Genomic DNA, 25,961 nt, shown 5'->3' on the forward strand with positions numbered 1-25,961 from the left:
AAATCCCGCAATGGCGGCGTTACCTTGGCCTGAATCCAGACTAATACGGCAGGATCGCAAACCAGCGGCGGGCAGGACTACGGGGGTCGAATGAGGATCGGGATCGTCGATGACGACGACACCATGCTGCACTACGTCTCGCGCCTGCTCGATGCGGACGGCTTTCGTTGCGAAGCGTTCCGTCGTGGCCGCGACCTTCTCAGCGTGCTGGGCCGCGAGACCTTCGACCTCCTGATTCTCGACTGGAACATGCCAGACCTGAGCGGGATGGATGTTCTCGCATGGGTGCAGCAGCACATTCGTCCCTGCCCGCAGGTAATCATGCTTACCAGCCGATCGGACAAGGACGATGTCGCGGCAGCGCTCCATGCCGGCGCCGATGACTACATCGTGAAGCCCGAATCCGCCGTGGTGATTTCGGCCCGCGTCGGTGCGGTGCTTCGGCGCGCTCGCGCGCGGCCCGAAGTCGGGCGCTACGAACGGTTCGGCGACTATGTCTTCGACCGGCAGGACGAATGCGTGACCCTGAATGGCGAGCAGATCGTGCTCACGGCCAAGGAATTTGCGCTGGCGCATCTTTTTTTCCTCAACCTGCACAAGCCCCTCTCGCGCGGCTATCTCATGGAAGCGGTTTGGAAATCCGTCGCCGAACTGACCACGCGCACGCTCGACATGCACGTTTCGCGTATTCGCGCGAAGTTGCAGCTGCGTTCGGACAAGGGCTACCGCCTGCAGACCGTGTTCAATTACGGCTATCGGCTGGAGTCCTGTTGATGAAGCGTACCCGGTGCCCCGGCGCGTTTGGCGGCCTGTTGTCGCTTGCGATTGTGGCAACAAGCCTCGCGGCAGGGCCTGCAACTGCAGCCAATCGGCTTCCCGCCAGCGCCGTCGGCGTGCCGCAGGCGACGGGCGAGGTCGTGGTATACGACATGCGGCGCGGTGAGAACCTGTTCACTCTTGCCCAGCGGTATCTCAACCGGCCAGCGGACTACGCCGCGGTGCAGAAGACCAACCGCATCACGAACCCGCACCGCATTCCGGTCGGCACGCGACTGCGCATTCCGCTGTCGCTGCTCAAGAGCGAGCCGTTGCAGGCGCGGCTGGTGGCGGTCCGTGGGGATGTCCACCTGACCAGCAACGGTCGCGATATTGCGCCCGCCGTGGGCATTGAAATCCAGCAAGGCACCGCGCTCGAAACGGGACGGGACGGTTTCGTCACCCTGTCGCTCCCCAACGGATCGCGGACCTCGCTGCCGACTTTGACGCGCATGCGGATCGAGCGGCTGCGCCGGATCATCCTGACGGGCAGCATCGACTACGATTTCGTGGTGGATGCGGGCAAGGTCGAGACCAAGGTATCGCCATTGGGCAAGGATCCGAACAACCGCTTTCGCGTCAGGACGCCGCGCGCGATTGCCGCCGTTCGTGGAACACAGTTCCGGGTCGGGCTCGAGGGCGATGCCGCGCTGGCCGAAGTTCTCGAAGGCACGGTCGCCGCAGGATCCGATAAGGGCACTTCGACAAGCCTGACCCCTGGTCTGGGCGCGGTCATCACGCCCGATGGTGGTGTGGCAACCGAGCCGTTGCTGGCTGCGCCGGACCTGTTGCGCCCCGGCAAGGTGCAGGTCGATCCCCTGGTCAAGCTGGTGCTGGCCCCGCAATCGCAGGCACGCGGCTATCACATCCAGATTGCCGAGGACGCAGGCTTTGCCAAGGTGTTGGCCGAGGCGTCGGGAGAAGGCGCCGATTTTTCGTTCGCGAACATACCCAACGGAAGCCTGTTCGTGCGCGTGAGCGCAATCGCGAGATCGGGGCTGGAGGGAATGGCACAGACCTTCTCCATGCGACGCGTGCTGGCCGGGCTTACCGCTGCTGCAACTTCAGATGCGGATACGATGCGCTTTGCCTGGGGCGGCGAAGGCGAGGGCCGGCGCATATACCATTTCCAGCTGGGATCGATCGAAGAAGGCAGGCCCCTGCTGATCGACGAGGCGGGCCTTTTGCAGGAAGGCATCGCGCTTCGCGATCTTGGACCGGGCGTCTATCGCTGGCGCGTGGGCGTTCGGCAGGTGACCAACGAGGGCATCGTCGAGAACTGGCTGCCCTTCGAGAAAATCACCGTTGCGGCGCCGGAACGTTAATTGATCCGCCGCCGCCTCCATGTCGAATGGGCTCTGGTGGCGCTTGCCGCCGGACTCATCGTCTGGCTCGCAACCATCAACGCCCGTTTGAGCGTCTTCGACAACAGGTTCTACGACGTGGCCTCCCGGCTGGTGACGGCTGCCGCCGACGACCGCATCCTGATCGTGGAAATCGACGATGCTAGCCTGCGGACCACCGGGCGATGGCCCTGGCCGCGAAGTGAACACGCGCGGATGCTCGAAACGCTGGCCCGATATCGACCCGCAGCCGTCGCCTATGACGTCCTATTCCTTGACGAGGCGGAAGACGACCCCGCGCTGGCCGAGGCGCTGCGTGGCGTGCAACCGGTCTTCCTGCCGGCCCTCATCGAACGCGACGCCACCGGCCGCGTGGTGTCGCGTTGGCTGCCTTCAGCGCCACTGCTGCGCTCCGTGACGGCCGCAGGCACCGCCGAACTCGAACCCGACAGCGATGGCGTCGTCCGGCGGACAGGCAGGTCTGCCGACGATCCCCTGCCCTCGCTGCCCGACCTCCTGCTCGAAGTCGTTCAGGGCAAGCCATTGGACCGCCCGGTCGCGCAATCGCGTTTCCTGATAAATTATGCGGGCCCGGGTGCCTTCCGCCGCGTATCGTTTGCGAGCCTGGCGGCAGGCGAAGTCCCGCCAGCGCTGGTCGAGAACAAGCTCGTGCTCGTCGGTGCCACGGCAGCAGGCCTTGGCAACATGCAGAATGTCCCGGCGCGTGCCGGCAGCTTGCAGTCAGGCGTCGAGATCCTGGCGAATGTCCTCAACACCCAGTTGTCCGATGCAGAAATCCGGACACCGACGCGCACGACGGCCGCACTCCTTTCGCTGGTCCCTCTTGTCATCCTGATGGTGGGCTTCCTGCGCCTTTCACCATCGGCGTGCTTCGCCCTTGCTTGCGGTCTGGCAGTGGCGGTGACGACCGCAAGCTTCGCTGCCCTGCCGCTCTTGCATCTGTGGGTCCCACCCACGACGGCGCTTGCCGGGCTTCTGCTCGTTCACGTGCTGTGGGGATGGCGAAGGCTGTCGGTCGTCTCGCGGTTTGTCATGGCGCAGACATCGCGGCTCGCCGCTGATCCGGGCGTCATCGACGCGCCGCGCTCGCGCCTGCTTGGCGGCGATACCATATCGCAGGAGGCCAACAGGCTTGCGGCCATGATCGACCAGATCCGGACGCTGCACGCTTTCGTGGCTCGTGCGATCGAAAGCCTGCCCGACGCGGTCTGTATCGTGTCTGCCAAAGGACGGATCGACCTGGCCAATCGTGAGGCGCAGTCCCTGTTCGGCGATGGACTGTCAGGCGCGCGGATCGAGGACGTTACCGCACAACTCTCTCCTGCGCCCGACGCCGAGCATTCGCTGCTGCGCCATGCCGATGGCCGCAGCTTCATGCAGGCCAGTTCCGACCTGCCCGACGGTTCGCGCATAGTGTCGTTCGCCGACGTGACCGAGCTTCAACGCATCGCCGACGAGCGTGACGACATTCTGCAGTTCCTGTCACACGATATCCGTACGCCCAATGCCGCAATCGTGACCCTGCTCGAAACCGAACAGATTGCGCAACGCAAGACGGGTACCACGCCTGTAACCGAGGCCACCGTCGAACAGATTCGCCTGCATGCCCGCCATGCGCTGCGTCTGGCCGACGATTTCGTGCAACTGGCGCGCGCGCGGCGGCGTCCGATGACTTTCGATCCAATCGATCTTTGCGACATCGCGCGCGAGGCCGCCGACATGGTCTGGCCACGGGCCCGGGCACGTACAGTCACGGTGTCCGAAGCCAGCGACCCGGACGAAATCTGGATCATGGGGGATCGCAGCATGGTGCTGCGCGCGACCATCAACCTGCTTGAGAACGCGGTTAAGTTTGCGCCGAACGGAAGCGAGGTGACATACGCGGTTTCCATTGCCCAGGACCGTGCGGTCCTGTGCGTGCATGGTCCCGGACCGGCAATGCCCGCCGGACGGGTCGCCAATCCCTTTGCGCTATATGCCGAGGGGCGTGCTGCAGACGATACCGGCAGTCTCGGGCTGGGGCTTGCCTTCGTGCAGACGACAGCGCTGCGCCATGACGGCCAGGTTGATCACAGCTATCGCGAAGGGTATGGCTCGGCATTCAGGATGATCCTGCCGCTGGCCCAGCCGGAAGACTGATCGTCAGTCCCGACCGAAACGAAGCGGCCGCCCCTGCGGATCATCGCCGGCAAGGCGCGCGACGGCCCGTGCGGCCAATGGTTGGAGCGTTTCTGCAAGGGTCGCCTTGCAGTGATATTCCTCTGCCCAGGCGCGCGTTACGGTTCCGTCCGGGCTTTCGGCGACGAGAGAAAGGCGCTGCGTCCGGTCGGCGCACCCCTGAAGCAACTTGCGATGCTTGGCGGGTGACACCACCGCGCCGTCCGAGCCCAGCACCGCGAGCGATGCTGGCCGTTCTGCCAGCGCGACAAGGATGCGGATGGTGCCCGCTTCCGAGGCCGACATGCGCGAAACCGTAAAGCCGCGTCTTTCAAGTTCGCTGGCAACAGCATGACGCGCACTGTCCGATAGCGGGCCATCCGCTTCCGCCAAGGCGACGGTGGCGCTTTGCGGCAGGCCAGCGCCTTGCAAGCCTGCGCGCGTCTCGATCGGCCCGGAGCACGCGCCAAGCGCAAGCAGCGGCAGAACACAGACCGCCAGCGTGGATCGAGAGACAAGTTCAGCCATGATGCAATCCCCGGTAAACGCAGGCGGTTCGCGTCACGTTGTCGGCGGTTCCTGACGCGCCCCGTGCCGCGCGGCCGACTTGCCCGCGACGGACGTGATGGCGCTGCCGAACAGATAATCGAGAAAGATTGCGGTAATCGCGTAGTTGCCCGCCTCGTCGATATGATGGTGCCGCATGTGGTGGCGCTTGAGCGCCTGACCCACCGTGCCTCGCATCGACGCCTGGTGGCATGCGTAGTGCACCGCATCGTACGCGACGTAACCCGACATGAAACCGAGAAGGATCCAGGTGCCGGAAGGGCCGACAATGGCAACGCAGATCGCTCCGACCAGCAGACCGACCGGAATGCTGACGATCGGTGGCATGAGGTTGCGAAAGGGATCGTTGGGAGAAACGTGGTGATTGCCGTGCATCAGAAACACGAGCCACTTGCCCACGGCCGCATCCGTATCCCAGTGGAACAGGAACCTGTGCGCCACATATTCGGTCAGGAACCAGACCAGCAGCCCCACGAACACGAGAATGCAGGCGGTAACCGCATCGGTTGTATTCCAGCCCGCCAGGGCAATCAGCGGGAGACCCAGAGCCCACAGAATCGCAAACGATTTCGCTGAGATGAGAGTCAGGGCTTCAAGCTGCTTGCTCTCGAAAAGTGTAACGCGCTGCGGTTTTCGGCCACGATCATTCATTCGGGCAGTCGGAACAGAAAGTGCGCGCGGGTGTCAAGTGATAAGTGTCCCGCAGCACTCGAAGCACGCCCTGCGGACCAAAGTACTGCGCAGAATCGAATATTTGGCAAATTCCGCAACTATCACACCGGTTTTTGCAACAGAGTCTGGTAATCGCGGATCGTTGACTGGTCCGACCGCGATCCAGCTCCGCCCGAGGCAAGGGCAGACTTGCGATGCTTGGGAATCTCCCCCGGATTGGATGATAAAATCGCCGTTGCTGAATTGTTGACGCGCAACGCCTCTTGCCCGATGTCCGCATCGTGTCGGACCTCACTTCCTCCATGTCGGGCCCATCCATGTCAGCCAGCCACACCCACGCCCTTGTTATCGGCGCATCGGGTGAGCTCGGCGGCGCGCTGGCGCGCCACTATGCACGTTCGGGATGCACCCTCACCTTGTGGGGCAGAGACTGGGCGCGACTTGAGGCGATCACCGCCGCATGTCGTCAGGCAGGCGCCGAGGCAGAAATGCATTCTGTGGACATTACCGACATCGATGCCGCCCTTTCAGCGATGCGCGAACACGATGAGCGCCAGCCCTTCGACTTGTGCGTCGTGGCTTCCGGTGTCGGCGACATCCGCGAGGGCGCGAGAGCTTTCGAGAGCCCGGAGCTTGTCGCGCGCGTCATGGCGGTAAACCTATCGGCACCGGCGACGCTGGCCGCCGAAATGGCTGCGCGAATGGCGTCGCGTCGCCGTGGCACGATCATTCTGATCGGATCGGCCGCCAGCTTTCACGCACTGCCATTCGCCGCAGCCTATGCAGCGAGCAAGGCGGGCCTCGCGCGCTTTGCAGAGGCTCTGCACATCGCGATGCGTCCACATGGCGTGTCGGTGACGCTAGCATCGCCCGGCTTCATCGATACGGCCGCGGCGCGCCGCGTGCCGGGTCCCAAGCCGCTGATACTGGGCGCAGACGATGCAGCGCGGCGCATAGCCGGGGCTGCGGCAGCGGGACAGGCTCATGCCATCATGCCCCGGCCCTTTGCGCTGCTAAGGCTGCTGGATCGCCTTTTGCCGATGTGGCTTCGCGCCCGCCTGCTGCCCTCGCTCGCCCCGCCCGCTTAGAAGGCGGCCCGTCCGCCGGTAACAAGCGCGAGTACCTCATGGTGTAACTGGGCCGGCGTAAGATCGATCTGGCGGCCATCGCCGGTCAGCGGGCGTCCGGAAGCGTCATAGCGCATGATCACGTAAGGCGTATGGCGTGCGTTACCGGGATCGCACAGGCCGGGAATGCTCGGGCGGTGATCGCCGAAGAACACGAGCATTGCCGGGCGCCCAAGCCGCGAGAGCTCCGACGACAGGCGTTCGAGCATTGCATCGCTGTTTCTGGCGAGCGCGAGGTAGCTGGCTGCCAGGTCGACAGAGCCATCGGCAGACGCCTTCCATGGCCCATGATTTTCGATCGTCACGGCGTACAACAGGGTTTGGTCCTGTGCCGCCCGCGCCAGTTCAACGATCACGTCCGCCATGGCTGCATCGGTAACGTAGCGCCCCTCGCCCGGTGCAGGTGGCGCGAACCGGTCCTGCCCTACCAGCTCGGCAAAGCCCCCTGCAGGCATGATCCTGTCGCGCCCGTAGAAGCGCATGTCATGAGGATGCAGGAATAGGCTGCGCCAGCCCAGACCGGCAAGGCGGTTGGGCAAGGCATAGGTCGGGTCGTCCAGCGCGGTCAGGAATGGATCGTATTGCCTGAAGCCAAGCGCAGCGTCGTCGCGCCCGAACACGACCCCGTATTCTGTGCGCATCGTGTAGGCACCGAAGCCGCTGACCTGCAGATTGCCCGCCTGCCAGGCCGACTTGCGCGCCGCTGACAGTGCAGCCAGCGGATCGGCTTCAGCCCCGAAGATGTCCTGCGGATCCGCGAAGGATTCACACTGGACGATGACCACGACTTGCGGCGTGTCGTCCGAAGCCGTGGTGTTCTGTTCCGCCAAAGCAGGCGCGGCAGGGGGCTTCGTGGATGCACGCCAGCGCAGCCAGTAGACCAGAAGTGTCGCCAGCAGGCCGTGCCGCATGACATCGGTTTCCGCGTCGGGCCGGGTCATCAACGATCGGGCCCAGCGCGTACGCATGCTGGCGTGAATCACGCCAAGACCCGCCAGCAGCAGCGCCAGCCCCAACGCATGCGGCATCGCATCTGCAACCGAATGGCGCCACAGCAGCCAGACGACAGTCACCGCACCAAAAACAATGGCGAGGATTTGCCACGTCCGCAGAGCGGTCAGATAGAACTGCGGGTGGCGGAATACTGCGCCGAATAGTGCAAGGTCCGAAAAAAGCAGGGGCTCGCCAAGCACGCGATGCTTGGCATTCGATACCACGACAAGCAGGCCCATTGCGGCAAGGGCCAGGATTGCGGCAGCGACCGGATTACCGGTCAGGGCAAGGAACAGACCGGCTGCTGTGGCAAGAAGCAGGCTCTGGAACCACACGCCCGGAAGGCTCCGCAGAGCAACCGGGCCGACGCCCGACGAACGCGGAAAGACCGCCGCGTCGAGCAGAACCGATGCCGCAAGCATGCCTCCCACAATCAACAGTTCTATCAGCATCCGCGACTTTGCATGTAACGTTCTATGGTACCCTGGACCGACGACTGCCCTTACCCCGGTGACAAACGACTGTCATCAAACAAACCCCCGGTTGCTCCGGGCTGTTCATGTCAGGGCAAGTCAGCTTGCCGAAATGAGGGGCTGACGCTAACGCACCAACAGGGCCGGGGCCGGTTCGATGTTCTTGTTTTGCTGCAAAATGATTGGAATCGCGTTGCTGAAATCGATTGTCAGGGAAGCCTGACCGGTGTCCGAATTCGCGAATCACGCTGCATCCACATCCAGCATGACAGACAATACAGTCCGGTTCGGAGAGAAGCGGAACATAGTTCTGCTGCAAGGCCTGATGGGCCCGCTGTTCCGGGTCTTGGGCCGGGGCCTTATCAAGGCTGGCCACAGGGTCTACAAGGTGAACTTCAACGGCGGTGACCGCGCGTTCTGGCGTCTCCCGGGCGGCATCGACTACCGCGGTTCGCTTGCCGATTGGCCCGACGCCTTCACCAACCTCATTCGCGAAAAAGCAATCAGCGACGTCGTTCTCTTCGGCGATTGCCGCGATCACCACCTCATCGCAACCCGCGTATGTCGGGAATTGGGCGTTGCCGTCCATGTCTTCGAGGAAGGCTACATTCGGCCCGACTGGGTCACGCTTGAACTGGGCGGCGTCAACGGACACTCGACCCTGCCGCGTGACCCCGAGTGGTACCGGACAACGGCAAGCACGCTGCCGCCCGTCCCCGAACACAGACAGGTCAAATCCTCGTTCCGCCGTCGCGCGACCGAAGGCCTGCTCTACAACTTCGCCGACGTCCTTTCGCGGTGGTACTATCCCCACTGGAACAACCACCGCCCTTGGCATCCGCTTGTCGAGGGCATGGGGTGGCTGCGCAAGCTTAGCCGGCGCAAGGAGCGCATTGCCGAGGCCGCCGAACTTCTTGCCAGGCTGGAGACGGCGGAAGCGCCGTATTTCCTGTTTCCGCTGCAGCTCGATTCCGATGCCCAGATCCGCCTGCACTCTCCGTTTGCGGGGATCGCCGATGCCCTGAAGCTGATCATCGGATCATTTGCCGCCAATGCTCCGGCCAATGCGCGATTGGTCGTAAAGGAGCACCCGCTCGACAACGGCGTGCGCGACTGGCGCCTTGAGACGGCCGACATGGCGGCGCGGTTCGGCGTTGCCGACCGCGTCGATTACCTGAGCTGGGGTGACATCGTACCCGTTGCCCAGAGGGCGCAAGGCATGGTCACCATAAACAGCACGAGCGGAACCCTTGGTCTTGCCATGGGCGTACCGGTCGTCGCTCTTGGACATGCCGTCTACGACATTCCGGACATCACTTTCCAGGATGGTCTCGATGCCTTCTGGCAAAGGCCCGTTGCCCCGGACGAGGAAACCTTTGCAGCGTTCCGCCGGGTGCTGATCGAGCGCTGCCTGATTCCCGGAGGCTTCTTCTCCGACGAGGCGCTGGAAAAGGTCGTGCGCCATGCCATAGCCCGGCTTGAAGGACGGGCCATGCTGCCCGAATAAGTCAGCCCGAACAGGTCATCTGGGCCGCAACAACAGGCGCAGGCGCCCAAGCATTTCGCGAAAGAGGATGCGCGGAGTACGAACCGTGGCCTGGCCTGCAGTCATGCGTTCGATGAGCAGTTCAGGCTGGCACGGCAGGCGGGTCACCGGGTCAAGATAGCGCGGGTAGAGGATCAGTGCCGCCGCGACGAGTTCGTCGAGCGTCCGCGTTCTGGAACGGCGAGCCGGCACCGGTCCCATGTCTCGGGTCAGGCCCCAGCCTGCATAGAATGGCACGCCATGGGTCGTCACCGCGCAACCGCGCAGCAGGGCCTCAAACCCGGCCAGCGATGTGATGACGTGAACCCCATCGACCCGGGCGAGCAGCGCCGAAATCGAGGAACTGCGGTCGATCTCGTCGGCAAAGTGCAGCGCGCGGGCATCGGGCACATGGCCCTTGCGGTGCCCGGCCTCGACATCGGGATGCGGCTTGAACACGATCCAGGCCTCGGGTTCGAGCGCCCGTGCCCGGCGCAGCAGTTCAAGATTGTCGAGTCCTGCACCCCCGCACAGGATCGACCGGTCGTCCTCGACCTGCCCTGTGACCAGCACGGTGCGCTTGCCCTGCGCCGAACGTTCTGGCTGGCCGACGACAATCGCGTCATGCCCGTACTTGCCGATCCCGCGAGCGACCACACTCTCTCGCAGGCTCGCTGCGCGACGGCAAAGGTCGGCGTCGATCTCGTATGTCTGGAGAATGATCTCGAGTTCGCTCGGTCGCGACGGATCGAAATGCGGCCCCTTCGTGTCGACCACGATCGACAGCGGAGGCACGCAGTTGGCGCCAAGACCGTTGGAACGGATCATGCCATCCTCGATCTCACCGACCCGCACGCCTGCGCCCTGAAGCGAGCCCATCAGTGCGGCGTCAGTGCGTGCCATCCATGCCACGGCCAGCGAACCGGCAGGCAAGGCAGCCGCCGTGGCTGCTGATGCCTTGGCATAACGGACCGGCCCAGTGCCGTCCCACAGCAGCGCATCGGTCGCGACCCGTTTCCATTTCGCAACGCCGAAAATCGCCGCAGTCCCTCGATTGGCTTCGATCAAGCCGCGCCAATGGCCGAGAAGCGCGATCGTTTCCGGCAGAGATGACTTCTGCCCCGTGCAGGGATCGACCCAGGACCAGGCCTGGATCAACTGCGCTGCAACGACCCGTTCAAGCGCAGCCTCTCGGAGATGGGAGTCAACGCCAAGGTCGGCGTATCGGCCAGAGCCCTCGACGATCAACGGGCGCGCAGACAGTGCTGCAACCAGCGCCCATTCATCGTCCGCGTCAGCCAGGATGGTGGTACCTTCGCAGGCCTGCCACGGATCGCATTCGACCGGAATCGAGGGAATCGCGGGATCGGGCGACCTGCCTCGCACGACGGCCCGGTCAAGCAGCCCGAGTTCTCTGGCCCTGTCGACCAGTGCCGCAATGCGGGTATCAGACGAAGCGCAAAGGATGACATCGCGACCCAGCGGAAGCGCGGCGGCAGCGGCCCAGAACGTGGAGCCGACCCGCCAGCGGCGCAGGGCGGCCACAATGCGGCCCGGGTCTGGCCCCTCATCGCCGCCTTCGTCCCGTGCAGTTGCGAGGAGATGCGCGCGTTGCCCCGGAAAGGGCGGCACGCGAAGGAACGGATCAGCGGGCCTAGCGGCTGGCAAGGTGCGCTCCGGCCAATTGCAGCCCGGCCTCGTCGAGCGCGTCCACCACGGCTTGCCAGTGTGATGCGTCGGTGGCGATGACCAGCCCGGCATCGGGCTCTTCGCAGCGATAGGGGGTGCCGTCCTGCCGCAGGGCCCGTCCACCTGCCTCATTGAGGAACACCACGCCGGCCGCGTGATCCCATGCGATCGTGCGCGTGAACATGGTCGCGTGGTTCCCGCCGGTTGCGACGCGCGGGTACTGGTCGGCAGCACAACGCGGACTGTCGACCATGTCGAAAGTGTTCCCGAGCGCGTCGATGACCCGGGTGCGGAAGGCCTGATCTGCAAAGAGCTTGGTCACGGCGACCTGCGGGCGCGGCGGGGCCAGTTGCGGAACGTGGAACAGGTTGCCGTCAATCGTCGCGCCGCATCCGGCCTGCGCAGCGCAGAAGCGGTCGGTGACGGGATCGAGGATCCAGCCAGCAATCGGTACGCCCTGATCGGCCAGCGCCACAAGCATCCCGAAGGGTTGGTGACCCGCCGCAAAGTTTCCGGTGCCATCGAGCGGGTCGATGATCCAGCAAGTGCCCTGCCCCAGAAGATCGAGGAGCCCGGGATCGTGATGAGCGGCTTCCTCCCCGACGACATGCGCACCGGGCTGGAGCGGTTGCAGCAGTTCCGTAAGGATCGCTTCGCTCTCGCGATCGGCCGCCGTCACGGCCTCACCCACGGACTTGAAATCTGCTGCCAGGGCCTGGCCGGGAACGTAGCGCGGCAGGATAGCGCGTCGTGCAGCCTCGCGCATGGCTTTGGCCACCGCGCGATCGAGTGCTTCATCCATGACGCCGTCCGGTTACAAGGAAAGCATGCAGGGACAAGAGTTTAAGCCGTGTCCCATCCATAATTGGTCGCATCGTCCCGCCATCACGCGCGCCGCAGGGCGCCTTGTCGTCAGTCCGCCGGTACACGATCAGGCGGCGTGCGATCCCTAGGCCATTGTCGTCAGCCACACAACGGTGGTGCTGAGGCAGGCAGAATAGCAGGCCAACAATTCGTCGCAATTTGCAAATGGCCAGTCGCTTTTAGGTTGCATTGCACAAAATCGCGTGGGAGGCGAAAATGCCAAAGATAAAAACAGGTTCGAATGAAACTGCACGCCCTGCCAAAGAGTGTCTTGCTGTTCCCGGTCTGGGTGCTGCAGCTGGCGACTTCGGCCAAGAGCTTTCTCGACAATCCGATCATCGGCTCGCAGCGGCTCAATCGTCTCGGACTTCATCTTGGCCGCGTAAAGCTGGCCGTTGCACTATGCCGTTTCCGGCGCTGGCGGCTCGCCCGCCATGTTCGACCGGAATGGCGGGCGGCATTCGATCGTGACGGGTTTGTCGCCATTCCTGACCTGCTCCCGGCAGCGGAGTTCGGCAGCCTGCGGCAGGCCATTCTGGAGTATAATGGCGCAGCCCGGGAAATGGTCCAGGGCGATGCCATCACGCGGCGATTGGCGATCGACCCGCAGATGTTCGCGACGATTCCCGCCTTGCGCACACTGCTGACCCGCAAGGACATCCGCAGTCTTTTCCATTATGTCGCGAGCTTCAGGACCGAGCCGCTGCACTATATCCAGACGATCGTCACGCATGTGCCGCCTGAAGCCGCACAGCCCAACGGCGATCCCCAGGAAGCGCTCCACGCCGATGCCTTCCATTCGTCGCTCAAGGCCTGGTTCTTCCTCAACGACGTCGAGCACGACGAGGCACCGTTTACCTATGTGCCGGGGTCCCATCGCTTCACGCCGCTGCGCCTTGCATGGGAACATCGCCGCAGCATGATCCCGGCAGCGCAACTCGACCGCCTGACCGCCCGAGGCTCGCCAAGGGTCGGGAGCGCCGATCTCGATGCCATGGATTTGCCTGCCGCCAAGGCTCTCAGCGTTCCTGCAAACACGCTTGTCGTGGCCGACACCGTCGGATTCCATGCGCGGGGCAGCTCCGTGCGTTCGACCGAGCGGGTTGAAATCTGGTCATACGCCCGCCGCAATCCCTTCCTTCCCTTCATCGGAGGCGACATCCTGAGCCTGCCGGGCATAGCCGAACGCCGGATCAACTGGGTCTGGGCGCTGCGCGACAGGTTCGCGCATGTGGCAGGCCAGCCTTGGCGCGCAGTCGGCGTGCGCACCCCGGCGGGCGACTTCGCGAGTCCGTGATGCGCGGTTTGTCTCCAACGCCTCCGGAAGTTTTGTCCATTTTGAACCAGTTGAGCCTTGAGGCAGATTCAGCGGAAACTTCGAAAAATGCGTTTCTTGTCTGGGAACTGTGATCAAGCGCACAAAGTTTGTGCATCGCAACGGCTCGACGTTTCTGTTAAAATGCTGCAGTGCAATAATGATCGGAATCAATTGCCGGGTCGCTGATTTGTTGGAGAAGGGATCGTCGCCGGAAACCGCTCGACGATCGAAAGAGTTGCAGATTGCCTGACCTGAAAATCCGTTCCAAAACTCACAAGAGTAGAAGCCATGGAAAGCGTAAACGTTTTGTCGCGAGATGATAGCAAGGCGATCCTCGCCCGTGGCGCCGAAGTCATCCGGATCGAGACCGAGGCCCTCCAGGTACTCGAGGAAAGCCTCGATGAGTCGTTTGTCGAGGCTTGCCGCACAATCCTTGACGCGCGCGGGCGCGTGATCGTCACGGGCATGGGCAAGTCGGGCCAGATCGGACGCAAGGCCGCCGCAACGTTTTCTGCCACGGGTACGCCTGCGGGCTACGTCCACCCCGGCGAGGCCGCGCACGGTGACCTCGGCATGCTGGTCCCCGGCGACGTACTGGTGGTCATCTCGAACTCGGGTTCGACGTCAGAGCTTCATGCGTTTCTCGGATACGCCAAGGCCATCGGCGTGCCCGTGATCGGCATCGCCTCGCGTCGGGAATCGCTGGTGATGCGCAACGCCAACGTCCAGCTCTGCATCCCTGCGGCACGCGAAGCCTGCCGCGCCAACATTGCTCCCACCACGTCGACCACGCTGCAACTTGCCTTGTGCGATGCGCTGGCAATGGCCGTCATGGACATGCGGGGCTTCTCGCGCGATGGCATGAAGATCCTGCATCCCGGCGGCGCGATCGGACTGCGGTTGCTGCCCGTCCGCGAAATCATGCATTCGGGTGGCTCGCTTCCGCTGGTAGGCGTTGAAACACGGATGCCCGACGTGATTTCGGTCATGACATCGCGCGGCTTCGGCATTGCCGGAATCGTGGACGATCAGGGCTTTCTGCTGGGCGTGATTACCGATGGCGACCTTCGCCGCCATTTCGCCTCGCTTTCGACAGTCACCGCCCGCGACGTGATGACAACCGTGCCCAAGTGCCTTGATGGTGACATGAGCGCCGAAGCCGCTATGGAACTGCTCAACGATCTGAAGATCTCGACCGCCTTTGTGGTAGAGATCGACGATCAACGCCGGCGGACTCCGAGTGGTATCGTCCATCTCCACGACTTTGTCCGCATCGGCCTCGGCTGACAGGATATCGTTTGGAAATGTCGCTTCCCAGTTTCGCAATCATCATCCCCGCCCGCTACGCATCGACACGATACCCGGGCAAGCCTCTGGTTCCGCTGAAGGGCGCAACCGGCATCGACAAGACCCTGATCCGCCGCAGCTGGGAGTGTGCCAGCGCGGTGGAAGGTTGCGCCGGTGTATGGGTGGCGACGGACGACCAGCGCATTGCCGACGAAGTGCACGGCTTTGGCGGCCAGGTGGTGATGACGGCCGAAAGTTGCGCCAACGGCACCGAGCGCTGCGCCGACGCGATCGGGAAACTGGGCGATGTGGCGGAAGTGATCGTCAACCTGCAGGGTGACGCTCCGCTCTCTCCTTCGCATGTCGTGCATGATCTCGTGCGCAAGCTTGAAGGCAACCGCGATTTCGTGATGACCACGCCTGCCGTGCGTTGTTCCCGCTCGGTCTATGCCCACCTGGCCGAGGACGCTGCCAACGGGCGCGTCGGCGGCACCACGGTGGTCGGCACGAGCACGGACCGCGCGCTTTACTTTTCTAAGCGCCTGATCCCCTACCTGCCGCAGGACGCTGCCTTGGCGGATTTCCCGCCGGTCAGCCTGCATCTTGGCCTCTACGCTTACCGACCTGAAGCGCTGCGCCTCTACAGTGCCGCTCCGGTCAGCCAACTGGAACAGCTCGAGGGCCTTGAGCAGCTCCGCTTCCTTGATCTTGGCCTGACCGTCGGCCTTGTCCATCTCGATCCGCTCGACTGGGATTCGATCGAGTTGAACAACCCGAGCGATGTGCCCGTGATCGAACGCATCCTCGCAGAGCGAGGAATCGTCTGAACCACATGGCACCGTCCGCGCATCCGCGGAAGGTTGACGGCGACGGCAAGGGCCGGGTCCGCCGAGCCTTGCTGCGCGCGCTCGTGCATCTTGATGCGATGACGGCGCAGCCCGGCCTGTATTTTCAAGGCGTCGGCTGGCGCATTCGCGGCCTGAGATTGCGGTCACGGCACAGGTTTTCGGCCCTGATGGGCCACTCGCCCCGCGCCTATGCCTTGTGGATGGCTTCGCGCGAGCCCGCGCTTCTGGCGGAAGTTTCAGGGACAGTCGATGCTCCTGCGATCACGGTCGTGATCGATTGTCGTTCTGGATCAGACGGACTGGCCGATACGTTGGCATCGATCAGAGCAATGCAGGGCGAGCGGCCTCGGGTGGCCTTGCTTGGCTGCAACGAGAGCAACTCCCGGGACGCCAATCCCCTGGCGGATATCCCGGCGCTGGCAACATGGCTTGGTCAAGCGGCTGGCAAGCCGTGGATCCTGGCCCTTGGCTGCGGCGATCGTCTCGCCCCGGCGGCGATCAAGGCATATCGTGAACGGATCGCGCGCGCTCCCGATGCCACCGTCATCTATGCCGATGACGACCTGATCGATGCCAGAGGCGCACGCCGGCAGCCGCACTTCAAGCCGGACTGGAACATTGAGCTGTTCCAGCACCATGACTATCTGGCAGGCAGTTGCGTGTTTGCCTGCGATCCTGCAGCAATAAAGGGAATCTGGCCAAACGACGCGTTCGACTTTTCAACCGAGCCGGTGCATATCCCGCTCGTACTGCATCATCGCCGCAACCGCCCAGCCCCGGTCGTCCCTCCGGTCCCGGCGATGGCAGACGATCGCCATTTCCCTCACGTCAGCGTGATCGTCCCCACCCGCAATCATGTTGCGCTGCTGCGCACGTGCATGGCAGGCCTCGCGGCAACACGATATCCCTCGTTCGACGTCACCGTCGTGGACAACGATTCGGACGATCCTGCCACAATTGCCTACCTCGACGAGCTTCGGGGCGAGGGCGTGAGGGTCGAGGCATTTCCCGGTCCGTTCAACTACGCGGCCCTGCACAATGCCATCGTGCCATCGCTTGCGGGACCGCTCATCTGCCTGCTCAACAACGACATCGAGGTCATCGATCCCGACTGGTTGCGGACCATGGCGCTTGCCGCCATGCGCGAGAATGTCGGCGCGGTCGGCGCAAGGCTGCTCTATCCCGACCGGACGATCCAGCACGCGGGCATCGTGATCGGCGTGGGCGGTGGTGCGGGGCATGCGCATCGCATGCAGTCCGACCAGGAGCCGGGCTATTTCAGCCGCGCGCACTTGCCGCAATATATCAGTGCGGTCACGGCGGCCTGCCTTGTCGTGCGCAAGGACCGCTTCGAAGCGGTGGGCGGCTTTGACGGCGAAAACTTCACGGTCGCGTTCAACGATGTCGATCTCTGCCTCAAATTGAACGCGCGTGGATGGCAGAGCTTTTACGAAGCGCGGGCCTGCCTTATCCATCACGAATCGAAATCGCGCGGGCTCGACGACAGCCCGGTCAAGAAGGCACGATTCGCCGGTGAGCTTGCCGCGCTGAAGCGCAAGTGGGCGACAGACCGCATTCACGATCCCTACCACCATCCCGAGCTGAGCCAGTTCGGCGAACAGTTCGTGGTCCGCCTGTGAGGACGCCTGCAGCGCCCCCGCTGGTCCTTCCGCAGGTGACGCTCTGCGCTGCTGCCTGCGTCAATGTCGAGGCGACGATCGGCGCCATGGTCCGATGCCTCGCCCAGGGCGACTTCGCACGGGCCCTGTTGTTCAGCGACGCCGAGGGGATCGCCCTTCCTGACGGCATCGAGCAAGTGCGAATTCCGCGCCTGCACTCGTCAGCGGATTACTCGCGCTTTGTGCTGCACGATCTGGTCCGCTGGGTGGAGACGAGCCACTGCCTGATCGTGCAATGGGATGGCTTCATTCTCGATGCCGGCGCTTGGGACCCAGCGTTTCTTGACTGCGATTACATCGGGGCCCCGTGGCCGCAGTTCTCCGACGGTCACGACGTGGGCAACGGTGGCTTTTCGCTGCGCAGCAAGCGCCTCATGGAATGCTGCCTCGAGCCGCAATTCGTCGACGATGGCCGGGCCGAAGACCTTGTCGTGGCGCGCCTCAATCGCGACTGGCTAGAAAAGGAACGCGGCATGCAATTTGCCGACCGCGCGAGCGCGGCACGCTTTTCCTTCGAGCGTGACCATGTGGCCAAACGTACTTTCGGCTTCCACGGCGTATTCAACCTTCCCGAGGCGGTGGGCCTGGGTGCGTTCTGGGAAATCTATTGCCAGCTGGACGACCGGACAACGGTCAGGACCGATTTCTGGCCATTGCTGCGTGCCTTGCTGCGTGGTCCCGATGGACTGAAACGGGCGTGGCGCTTCTTGCATGACAGGTATCTGGCGTGACGGGACTCCCCACTCGCGATCGTCCTTACGTGCTCGACGTCAGCCGGTTGCTCTGGCGATTGGGTGGCGACCGCCTGCCCACCGGGATCGATCGCGTGTGCCAGGCTTATCTTGAAGCGCTGGCCTCGCGTTCGCTCGCTCTTGTGCAGTGGCGCAACCTGCGGCTGGTCATGCACGCAGGCCCCAGCGAGAGGCTGTTCAGACTGCTCGCTTCGGGTGCCCGGCGGACGTTCCGGTTGCGACTTGCCCTGCTGATCGTCTCTGCCCTTTTGCGCCGCGCCGTCTCTGCTCCCGATGTGCGGGACCGCTTCCTGCTCAACGTGGGGCATACCGGGCTCAATGCGCCGGGCCTTGTCGAGTGGCTTGCCCGATCGGGCATGAGGCCTGTGTACCTCATCCACGACCTCATCCCGATCACGCACCCGGAATACTGCCGAGCCGGAGAAGACGCACGACATGCGCAGCGGATGCGGCAGGCCTTGCGCAGCGCAGCGGGGATCATCGCGAACTCGGTCGCCACGCGGGAGGAACTTGCCCGCTTTGCCGAGTGCGAGCGCCTCGCCATGCCCCCTACGACAGTGGCGCACCTCGGGATCGAACCCCTGAGCCAAACCGGCGGCGCGGCGCCACGAAGCCGTCCCTACTTTCTCTGCATAGGCACGATCGAGGGGCGCAAGAATCACGCACTTCTCTTGCGCGTGTGGAAATTCCTTCGCCGGCAAATGGGCGCCGATACGCCCGACCTTGTCCTCGTCGGGCAGCGCGGATGGATGGCTGACGAAGTCTTTGCCGAACTCGACCAGCAGTCGGTTGAGTCTGGGCCGAACGGCAATGGCAAGGTCGTCGAACTCTCACATTGCGACGACGGGGAATTAGCGGCCTTGATCGCGCATTGCCGCGCAGTCCTGATGCCGAGCCATATCGAAGGCTATGGACTGCCGGTTCTTGAAGCGATGATGCTGGGCGCGCCGGTGATCGCCAACAATCTTGCGGTCTATCGCGAGATCGCGGGCGACGTGCCTTTACTGCTGGATGTCGGCGACGACGCGGCGTGGATCGACGCGATAGCCGCCTACACAGGCGACGATAGCGATCGCAACCGCCAGATTGACGCGCTGGCCACGTTTTCGCCCCCCACTTGGCAGCAGCATATCGCCATGGTCGAAGAGTGGCTCAGATCGCTTTGAGCGATCCGCACCGGATGCCTATTCGCCGGCTGACGTTGGTTCCTGCCTCGACAATTCGCAGCCCTCTGCCCGCACATCGTTTCGTTTCAGGCGGGTAGGCGTCGCGTTCAGCAAGCCGAAACGGCAGGCGTTGCCGCCGTTTACCACGACCCGATCAAGCGTGACGTCCTTTGGAAAGAACTTGTTGGTTTGAGCGGAACTCCCCTGCTCGACCAGAACGCCAGCGCGTTCCTGCTTCCAGGGCTGGACCATCTCCTTGCCAAACCGGACCAGGCCCACGCCATCAATCGCGGTCTGCGAAACCACGGCACCCGACACCGGCCCATACAGCACAACGCCTGCAAGCCCCGAGTTGCTGACATGGCTGCGAGTCAGCGAGACGTTGCTCAGGGAATAGCCCCCCTTCACGCCGTACCCGAAGCTGTTGTCGATGCGGGCGCGATCGATCGCCACGTTACGCACGCCGGAGCCGCCGCCGACGATGTCGATGCCCTCCCACGTATCAGTGATGGTGGAGTCAGAGATGGAAACGCCCGAGGTCGATTCACCGATGCTGATGCCATCTGCCTGCCACGGGAGATCACCTTCGGCAAAGCGCGCGCGACAGCCGGCAATCCGGGTCTCTCGCATGACGACGTCGGTCGTGCGGACGATCATTACGCAGGTCAATTGCTCCTGGACGCGTACCCCGAGGAAACCGTCGGCTGTGGCACCTTGCTGACCTGCGAAGCGGAATTCGCGGATCGGAGCGGTGTTCCAACCCTGCGCGGAGACGCGTGGAATGGTCAGTTCGGCGTCGCCTGCGTAAGGAGCCCAGACCAGATCATGGATATTGAGCCGCGTGACGCGAACTTTGTCCGCATCGACGATCATCAGGCCGAAGCCCTTGCCGGCTCCGGTAATCTCCACATCTTCAAGCACGACGCTGCGTGCATAGCCGATCCAGATCCCTGCCGCCTCGCTTCGCGCGCCCGAGGATGGATCATCGCCGCGGTCGATCCGGACATTGCGCAGGACGACGCTGGTGCGTGGTGCATCCGATTCAGGGCGGATCAGGAGCGTTCGGGTGGAAAGGTAGGACTTGAGCCTGTCTGGCGCACCTTGAGCAAGTTGGGGGTCGGAACAGCTCGCCACGGCATCGGCGGAGCGCACGATCGGGCAGGCCCCCCGAATGAAGGGGCGAGTGTCATAACGCTCCACGTCCTGTCGCAACCGAGTGTTGACCAGACAGAGGTCTCCAGCGGCGCGCAGAGTGCCTCGGACACGATAGTTTCGCCCCTGGCCATCAAGGCAGCGACCGTTCGAGGCGGCGAGCGCCTTCTGCAGCGCCTTCGTATCGTCGGCCTTGTCATCGCCGACGGCCCCGAACTGCGCCAGAGTCAGTGCCCCGCTCTCGCGCGCTGCAGAGCAACCGGACGACAATCCCAGCAGCGTTGCGACGCCGAGCGTGCGCAACATTCGCAGACCACCAGCGAACGCCATGCGCGGGCTGATGGGGTAGGGGTTTTTCAAAAGGGCCCCACCCCTTGCCACGTCAATTTCCGGTCACCGCGTTGGAAATGCCGATGATCGAGAATGCCGTCTGCGAGATGATCGAGACGAACTTCTGCAGGTCCACGCCCGGAGCATTCGAGACATAAACGACGTCGCGATTGCGCATGGGGAAGCTCTGCGCGAGGAAGAACGTCCGCGGATCGGCAAGGTCCACGCGATAGATCACGGGCATCTTGCCGTCGGGCGTCAGGCTGGCACCGGCGACCGTTGCGGGATCGAGGTTCTTGGGATCCTCAAGCCGGAAAAGGAACACGCCCTTGATGTCGGCGCGATTGTCCTGAAGCCCGCCGATCCGGCCCAAAGCCTGCGACAGGGTGATGCCGGTCGCCTCGAAATCGACCTCGGACGGCGTGCCGACCGCGCCAAGCGCAGTGAAGCTGTATGGCTGGTAGATCGCCGTCACCACGTCATCGGGCTGCAGCCGGATGTTCTGCTGCGGATCGCGCACCAGCGTTTCCATCGGCATCGAAACGACGCGCGGCCCGCGCGTGACCTGAATGGTCGTGCGCTCAAGCTTCTCGGTTGCGCCGCCAGCGACCGCCAGAACGTCGAGCAGCCGTTCGCCGCGCGGCGTCAGCGGAACCCGGCCGTTGGTTGCAACCTTGCCCACGACCGTGACGTTGGCGGTTGCGTTGCGCATGATGCCGACGCTCACCTGCGGCTTGTTTGCAATGCCGCGCAGACGCGCCGCGACATCGGCCTCAAGCTGGCGAGGGGTGCGGCCTGCGGCGCGCAATGTACCGACGAAGGGCAGCGAGATCGTACCGTTACCGTCGACCATCTGCTGCGGCATGTCGGTCATCTTCGCCGTTTCGAGATCGGTCGAGGCCTTTACGTCGGTCTTGTCGCCCAGCATCCCGAAGAGCGCGGCCGGCGGCGATTCCCAGATGGTCACGTTGAGCACGTCGCCCTGACCGATGACCGCCCCGACGGGCCGTCCTTCGCCAAGCACGTCGGAGAACCGTTCGCCCTGCGAAGTTGCCATCAGTGCGCGGGCAACGCTTTCATCGACATCAATGACCTTGATGTCCGCGCCGACGACCTGGGTCGAATCAGCCTTGCGGATGTTGCGCGCATTTGGTCCGCTGCTGCCAAGCGTGCTGCAGGCGGCCAGCGCGGTCGACAACAGTCCGACCAGCGCAAGCCGGACGAAAGGCGAGCGGCAAGACGCGCTCACGCTGGATGATGTCGAGGTCAAGTCGGTTGAATTCCGGCGTTGGGTCATTGCAATTCCAGTTGTTGCCCTTCGCGGTTAGGGCGAAAAGGGATCGATTTCAATCGAACTCATAAGCGCTGCCCATGAACTGAAGCTGCGCGCTGTCAAAGTTCCTGAAACGCGTCGTCAGCGTTTGCGGCAGTCTCGGGCTGTTCAGCACTCAATCTGCTTGTCCGGGATTCCCTGAACTTGTCCACGAGATCAGGGTGGCTTGCCTCAAGAACGAATTCATTTGCCACCCACTGGACGCCTCGCTTGACCACCCGCGCCGGATTTCCGGCAATGACCGTGTTCTGCTCGTCAAAGCGCTTGGTCACGACGCTGCGGGCGCCAACGATCGTGTCCGAAGGGATCGTCACCGCCTTGGCAATGAACACGCCTTCTCCGACCCAGGCATGGTCGCCGATGTAGATACCGTCGGATTGGTCGAGATTCTCACCGGTTTCCTTGTCGAAGATCAGATGCGGGTACTCGCCACCACGGAGCTGGACCGAGCTGGAGAACATGCAATGGCTTCCGATTTCGACGACATTACCGGAATTGGGCAGGAGAAACCGCCCCTTGCTGCCGATCGAGAAATGTTCGCCGATGATCAGGCGCGAGTGCGAACTGAGCCACCGCCTTGAGCCGATGTCGACCCGAAGGCTTTGCATCAGCGAGCGTCGGCCGATCACCAGGCGATTGTGGTTGCCGTGGATGTTGACGTAGATCTTCTGCGGGTTGCGGGTGCCCTCAATCTGGATGACATTGCCATGCCCCCGGATTTCCCCGACGATCACGATATTCTCGCCGATCTCGATCTGGTTCGCGTCCAGATCTCCAGTCAGACGCAAACGCCGGTTCTCTGGGACGGCAGTCTGCCCTCCCGTGTCGGCCCCGTCCGCAAGGGCTGGCGCTTCGGCCGGGCGCGCAGGTTCGACTGCATCGTGCGCGCCAGCGGCCGTCGGACTTGCTTCGGGCGTCGCAACCTCATTTGCAGCGACCGGCGCCGGATCGACCTGCGGGTCTTTCGCCGTATCTGAAAGATACCCGAACAACGCCTTCAGCACTTTACCTGCTTTCACCCTGCACCCATCGAAATTCTTGCGCCACCACGACTACAGAGCGAGCGGCGCAGTGTCGAGTTGGCTTTGCGCGAAGGTTGGATCGGTTCACCGCGTCGGGCGAGATTGGATTTGCAAAGATCAGGTTTTGACGCCATGTGGGCTACGATCGCGCCCCGTGGGCGTGGGAGTGAGCCGAAAGAAATGTCTGGACTATGGCGTTGAATATCCTTGATGGGGCGAAGAAGCTTAACCGGCTCTTCTTGATCTGCGTAGTAATCCCCACTGCCATTTCAATTCTCTATTTCGGCTTTCTTGCCTCCGACGTTTACGTCTCGGAGTCGAAGTTCGTCGTGCGCAGTCCGGACAAGCCTGCCGCCTCGGGCATTGGCCTTGCGCTTGCGGGCGCCGCCGGCATCAGCAGCAGTGGTAATGAGTCCTTTGCGGCCAAGGCCTACGTCGAATCGCGCGATGCCCTTCGCGCGATCGAGACCAAGGGCACTTTCCGCAAAGCCGTCGAGCGTCCTGACATCTTCTTTGTCGAACGCTTCGGCACGCTTGGATACGGCAGCTCGTTCGAACAGCTCTACAAGTACTATCTGAACAAGGTGAAGGTCGAGACCGACGTCACCTCTTCGATATCGACGCTGACGGTCCGGGCCTATACCGCCGAGGACGCTCGCACGATCAACGAGCAGATCCTGCGCATGTCGGAAGATACGATCAACCGCATGAACCAGCGCGGTCGTGAGGACATGATCAAGTTCGCGCTCGTCGAAGTTGACGATGCCAAGCGTCAGGCACGCGAGGCAGGGGCTGCACTGGCAAATTTCCGCAACAAGCGTGGCGTGGTCGATCCGGAAATACAGGCGACGGCCAAGCTCGAGATGATCTCGAAGTTGCAGGATGAGCTCATTTCTGCGCGGACGCAGTTGAACCAGTTGCGCCAGTTCACGCCGCTCAACCCGCAGATCCCGGCGATCGAGAACCGCATCCGTACGCTGAACGACGAGATCCGCGACCAGACCGGCACCCTGACGGGCAGCGACAAGTCGCTTGCTGCCAACTCGGCGCAATACCAGCGGTTGTTCCTTGAAAACGAGTTTGCGGACAAGCAGCTCGGCGCCGCCTTGGCATCGCTCCAGGAATCGCGGAACGACGCGCGCCGTCAGCAAGCCTACGTCCAGCGGATTGCGCAGCCGAACCTGCCTGATTCCCCCATCGAACCGCGTCGCTGGCGCGGCATTCTGGCAACTCTGGCACTCGGGTTGCTGGCTTGGGGCATCGCATCAATGCTGCTGGCCGGCATCAAAGAACATGCCCAATGACCTCGTCCCCCTCAACGGGGGACAGCCCTCGCTGACGAAAAGCATCGGCCTGCAGGGACGCGTCCTGTGGGCACTGCTTCTCCGCGAAATCCTGACGCGCTACGGCCGCAAGAACATCGGTTTTCTGTGGCTTTTCGTGGAGCCGATGCTGTTTACCGGCGTGGTCACCGCGCTATGGACGGCAACCCGCACGATCCACGGGTCGGACCTGCCGATCGAGGCGTTTGCTCTGACGGGCTACTCATCGCTCATCTTGTGGCGCAACATGCCGGCGCGCTGCATCGGGGCGCTCGAGAGCAACCGTTCGCTGCTGTTTCATCGCCAGGTCCAGATCCCCGACGTCTATCTCGCGCGTCTCATGCTCGAGTTTCTGTCGGCTTCGACCAGCTTCGTGGCGCTCGGACTGTTCTTCTGGGCGGCCGAGTGGGTTCTCCCGCCCGAAGACGTCCTGGAAGTGCTCGGCGGCTGGTTGCTGCTTGCCTGGTTCGGGGCCGGACTTGCGCTGACCCTGGGCGGCCTGTCCGAGAAGTTCGATGTCGTCGCCAAGCTGTGGCCGCCGATGACCTATATCCTGCTGCCACTGTCGGGAACCGCGTTCATCGCCGATGCATTGCCTGAGCGCGGGCGCGAGATCATGCTCTATCTGCCGATGTTGAACTGCGTGGAGATCATCCGCGAGGGCTGGTTCGGTACCAAGATGATCGCGCATTACTACGTGGACTATGTCGTGGTCTTCAATCTCGTGCTGACATTCACCGGTTTTGCCCTGATCCGCCAGGCCGGCAAGGGGTCAGATCAGGAATGATCCGCGTCATCGACCTCGTGAAGCAGTATCCCTCGAATGCAGGCGTACGCACCATTCTCGACGGGATAAACCTCGTCGTTAATCCCGGTGACCGTGTAGGCATCCTGGGCCGCAATGGCGCAGGTAAATCAACGCTGATCCGCATGATTGCCGGTGCCGAGCCACCCACCAGCGGCAGCGTCGAGCGCACCATGTCTGTATCGTGGCCGCTGGCCTTTACCGGGGGCTTCCACGGCCGCCTGACCGGGCTCGACAATCTGCGCTTCATCTGCCGGATTTATGGCGTCGACTTCCACGACCGGCTGGCGTTCGTAGAGGAGTTCACCGAACTCGGTTCCTACCTGCGCGAACCGGTAATGACCTACTCTTCGGGCATGCGCGCAAGGCTGGCGTTTGCCATCTCGATGACCATCGATTTCGACTGCTACCTGGTCGACGAGGTCATGGCGGTCGGCGATGAAAGCTTCAGAGAACGCTGCCAGCAGGAACTGTTCGAGAAGCGCAAGGACAAGACCATGGTGATGGTCTCGCACAGTCGCGGATATCTGCAGAGCACCTGCAACCGCTTCCTGCTCCTGCGCAATGGCAGGATCGAGGAATACGAGGATCCGGACGAAGCCTACTGGAGCTACAAGCGCATGTTGATGGGCATGGCGCAGCCCGGTGCCGAGCCACTTCCCGAACCTGCAATCATCAACGAGGACTGACCGGGCGGCTT

General features: G+C 63.2%; 22 protein-coding genes. 14 read left to right on the plus strand and 8 right to left on the minus strand.

The window, feature by feature from the left end; translation table 11 throughout:
* The first annotated feature begins 90 nt into the window (after window positions 1-90).
* The 3 genes from AC2A04_RS17430 to AC2A04_RS17440 are packed head-to-tail and all read left to right on the plus strand — an operon-like array spanning window position 91 to window position 4,319.
* Window positions 91-774: a response regulator transcription factor gene (locus tag AC2A04_RS17430; protein ID WP_484213632.1), complete on the plus strand. Its 684-nt coding sequence runs from the start codon at window positions 91-93 to the stop codon at window positions 772-774.
* Window positions 774-2,141, plus strand: coding sequence for a FecR family protein (locus tag AC2A04_RS17435; RefSeq protein ID WP_484213633.1), 1,368 nt, complete (start codon window positions 774-776; stop codon window positions 2,139-2,141). The genes AC2A04_RS17430 and AC2A04_RS17435 overlap by 1 nt, the downstream gene beginning before the upstream one ends.
* On the plus strand, window positions 2,142-4,319 hold the full coding sequence (locus AC2A04_RS17440; protein WP_484213634.1) for a CHASE2 domain-containing protein: 2,178 nt from the start codon (window positions 2,142-2,144) through the stop codon (window positions 4,317-4,319).
* Window positions 4,320-4,322: 3 nt separating this feature from the next.
* Here the strand turns inward: AC2A04_RS17440 and AC2A04_RS17445 are convergent, their stop codons facing one another.
* Window positions 4,323-4,865 carry a hypothetical protein gene (locus AC2A04_RS17445; protein WP_484213635.1) on the minus strand — a complete coding sequence of 181 codons (543 nt, stop codon included), beginning with the start codon at window positions 4,863-4,865 and terminating at the stop codon, window positions 4,323-4,325.
* 33 nt (window positions 4,866-4,898) lie between these two features.
* Window positions 4,899-5,555, minus strand: coding sequence for a sterol desaturase family protein (locus AC2A04_RS17450; RefSeq protein WP_484213636.1), 657 nt, complete (start codon window positions 5,553-5,555; stop codon window positions 4,899-4,901).
* 323 nt (window positions 5,556-5,878) lie between these two features.
* Between AC2A04_RS17450 and AC2A04_RS17455 the strand changes: the two genes are divergently transcribed.
* The gene (locus tag AC2A04_RS17455) at window positions 5,879-6,664 is read left to right on the plus strand and encodes an SDR family NAD(P)-dependent oxidoreductase (RefSeq protein WP_484213637.1); all 786 of its coding nucleotides are present in this window, start codon (window positions 5,879-5,881) and stop codon (window positions 6,662-6,664) included.
* Here the strand turns inward: AC2A04_RS17455 and AC2A04_RS17460 are convergent.
* A complete protein-coding gene (locus tag AC2A04_RS17460; RefSeq protein WP_484213638.1) occupies window positions 6,661-8,118 on the minus strand; it encodes an LTA synthase family protein in 1,458 nt (485 codons plus the stop codon). The two genes, AC2A04_RS17455 and AC2A04_RS17460, sit on opposite strands and share 4 nt — an antisense overlap.
* A 316-nt stretch (window positions 8,119-8,434) precedes the next feature.
* Here AC2A04_RS17460 and AC2A04_RS17465 point away from each other — a divergent pair, with 316 nt between their 5' ends.
* Window positions 8,435-9,676, plus strand: a complete 1,242-nt coding sequence (locus tag AC2A04_RS17465; RefSeq protein WP_484213639.1) for a capsule biosynthesis protein — start codon at window positions 8,435-8,437, stop codon at window positions 9,674-9,676.
* Between the two features lie 15 nt (window positions 9,677-9,691).
* Here the strand turns inward: AC2A04_RS17465 and AC2A04_RS17470 are convergent, their stop codons facing one another.
* Together AC2A04_RS17470 and AC2A04_RS17475 are read right to left on the minus strand one after the other, a co-directional pair.
* On the minus strand, window positions 9,692-11,326 hold the full coding sequence (locus AC2A04_RS17470) for a capsular polysaccharide export protein, LipB/KpsS family (RefSeq protein WP_484213640.1): 1,635 nt from the start codon (window positions 11,324-11,326) through the stop codon (window positions 9,692-9,694).
* A gap of 22 nt (window positions 11,327-11,348) precedes the next feature.
* Window positions 11,349-12,185 (minus strand): inositol monophosphatase family protein, encoded by an 837-nt coding sequence (locus AC2A04_RS17475; RefSeq protein WP_484213641.1) that lies wholly within the window; start codon window positions 12,183-12,185, stop codon window positions 11,349-11,351.
* Between the two features lie 303 nt (window positions 12,186-12,488).
* On the opposite strand from AC2A04_RS17475, the gene AC2A04_RS17480 reads away from it, so the two are divergent.
* The 6 genes from AC2A04_RS17480 (at window position 12,489) to AC2A04_RS17505 (ending at window position 19,297) form a co-directional block, all read left to right on the plus strand.
* A complete protein-coding gene (locus AC2A04_RS17480; protein ID WP_484213642.1) occupies window positions 12,489-13,544 on the plus strand; it encodes a phytanoyl-CoA dioxygenase family protein in 1,056 nt (351 codons plus the stop codon).
* A gap of 309 nt (window positions 13,545-13,853) precedes the next feature.
* Window positions 13,854-14,852, plus strand: coding sequence for a KpsF/GutQ family sugar-phosphate isomerase (locus AC2A04_RS17485; RefSeq protein WP_484213643.1), 999 nt, complete (start codon window positions 13,854-13,856; stop codon window positions 14,850-14,852).
* Between the two features lie 17 nt (window positions 14,853-14,869).
* A complete protein-coding gene (locus AC2A04_RS17490) occupies window positions 14,870-15,679 on the plus strand; it encodes a 3-deoxy-manno-octulosonate cytidylyltransferase (RefSeq protein WP_484213644.1) in 810 nt (269 codons plus the stop codon).
* A 188-nt stretch (window positions 15,680-15,867) separates the two neighbouring features.
* Window positions 15,868-17,340 carry a glycosyltransferase family 2 protein gene (locus AC2A04_RS17495; protein ID WP_484213645.1) on the plus strand — a complete coding sequence of 491 codons (1,473 nt, stop codon included), beginning with the start codon at window positions 15,868-15,870 and terminating at the stop codon, window positions 17,338-17,340.
* Window positions 17,337-18,110, plus strand: a complete 774-nt coding sequence (locus AC2A04_RS17500) for a DUF5672 family protein (protein ID WP_484213646.1) — start codon at window positions 17,337-17,339, stop codon at window positions 18,108-18,110. Before AC2A04_RS17495 ends, AC2A04_RS17500 begins: the two co-directional genes overlap by 4 nt.
* On the plus strand, window positions 18,107-19,297 hold the full coding sequence (locus tag AC2A04_RS17505) for a glycosyltransferase family 4 protein (protein WP_484213647.1): 1,191 nt from the start codon (window positions 18,107-18,109) through the stop codon (window positions 19,295-19,297). Before AC2A04_RS17500 ends, AC2A04_RS17505 begins: the two co-directional genes overlap by 4 nt.
* A gap of 18 nt (window positions 19,298-19,315) precedes the next feature.
* On the opposite strand, the gene AC2A04_RS17510 is transcribed toward AC2A04_RS17505, so the two are convergent.
* From AC2A04_RS17510 to AC2A04_RS17520, 3 genes are all read right to left on the minus strand, one after another.
* Window positions 19,316-20,779, minus strand: coding sequence for a hypothetical protein (locus AC2A04_RS17510; RefSeq protein WP_484213648.1), 1,464 nt, complete (start codon window positions 20,777-20,779; stop codon window positions 19,316-19,318).
* A gap of 52 nt (window positions 20,780-20,831) precedes the next feature.
* On the minus strand, window positions 20,832-22,049 hold the full coding sequence (locus tag AC2A04_RS17515; RefSeq protein WP_484213649.1) for a polysaccharide biosynthesis/export family protein: 1,218 nt from the start codon (window positions 22,047-22,049) through the stop codon (window positions 20,832-20,834).
* A gap of 122 nt (window positions 22,050-22,171) precedes the next feature.
* Window positions 22,172-23,116 (minus strand): acyltransferase, encoded by a 945-nt coding sequence (locus AC2A04_RS17520; protein ID WP_484213650.1) that lies wholly within the window; start codon window positions 23,114-23,116, stop codon window positions 22,172-22,174.
* Between the two features lie 257 nt (window positions 23,117-23,373).
* On the opposite strand from AC2A04_RS17520, the gene AC2A04_RS17525 reads away from it, so the two are divergent.
* Genes AC2A04_RS17525 through AC2A04_RS17535 form a run of 3 tightly spaced genes read left to right on the plus strand, consistent with a single transcriptional unit; the run spans window position 23,374 to window position 25,950 of the window.
* Window positions 23,374-24,438: a KpsE/RkpR family capsule polysaccharide export protein gene (locus tag AC2A04_RS17525; protein WP_484213651.1), complete on the plus strand. Its 1,065-nt coding sequence runs from the start codon at window positions 23,374-23,376 to the stop codon at window positions 24,436-24,438.
* Window positions 24,428-25,243: an ABC transporter permease gene (locus AC2A04_RS17530; protein WP_484213652.1), complete on the plus strand. Its 816-nt coding sequence runs from the start codon at window positions 24,428-24,430 to the stop codon at window positions 25,241-25,243. The genes AC2A04_RS17525 and AC2A04_RS17530 overlap by 11 nt, the downstream gene beginning before the upstream one ends.
* Window positions 25,240-25,950 (plus strand): ABC transporter ATP-binding protein, encoded by a 711-nt coding sequence (locus AC2A04_RS17535; protein ID WP_484213653.1) that lies wholly within the window; start codon window positions 25,240-25,242, stop codon window positions 25,948-25,950. Before AC2A04_RS17530 ends, AC2A04_RS17535 begins: the two co-directional genes overlap by 4 nt.
* The last annotated feature ends 11 nt before the right edge of the window (window positions 25,951-25,961 follow it).

Source organism: Novosphingobium sp. HNCC26DJ243, assembly GCF_057180545.1.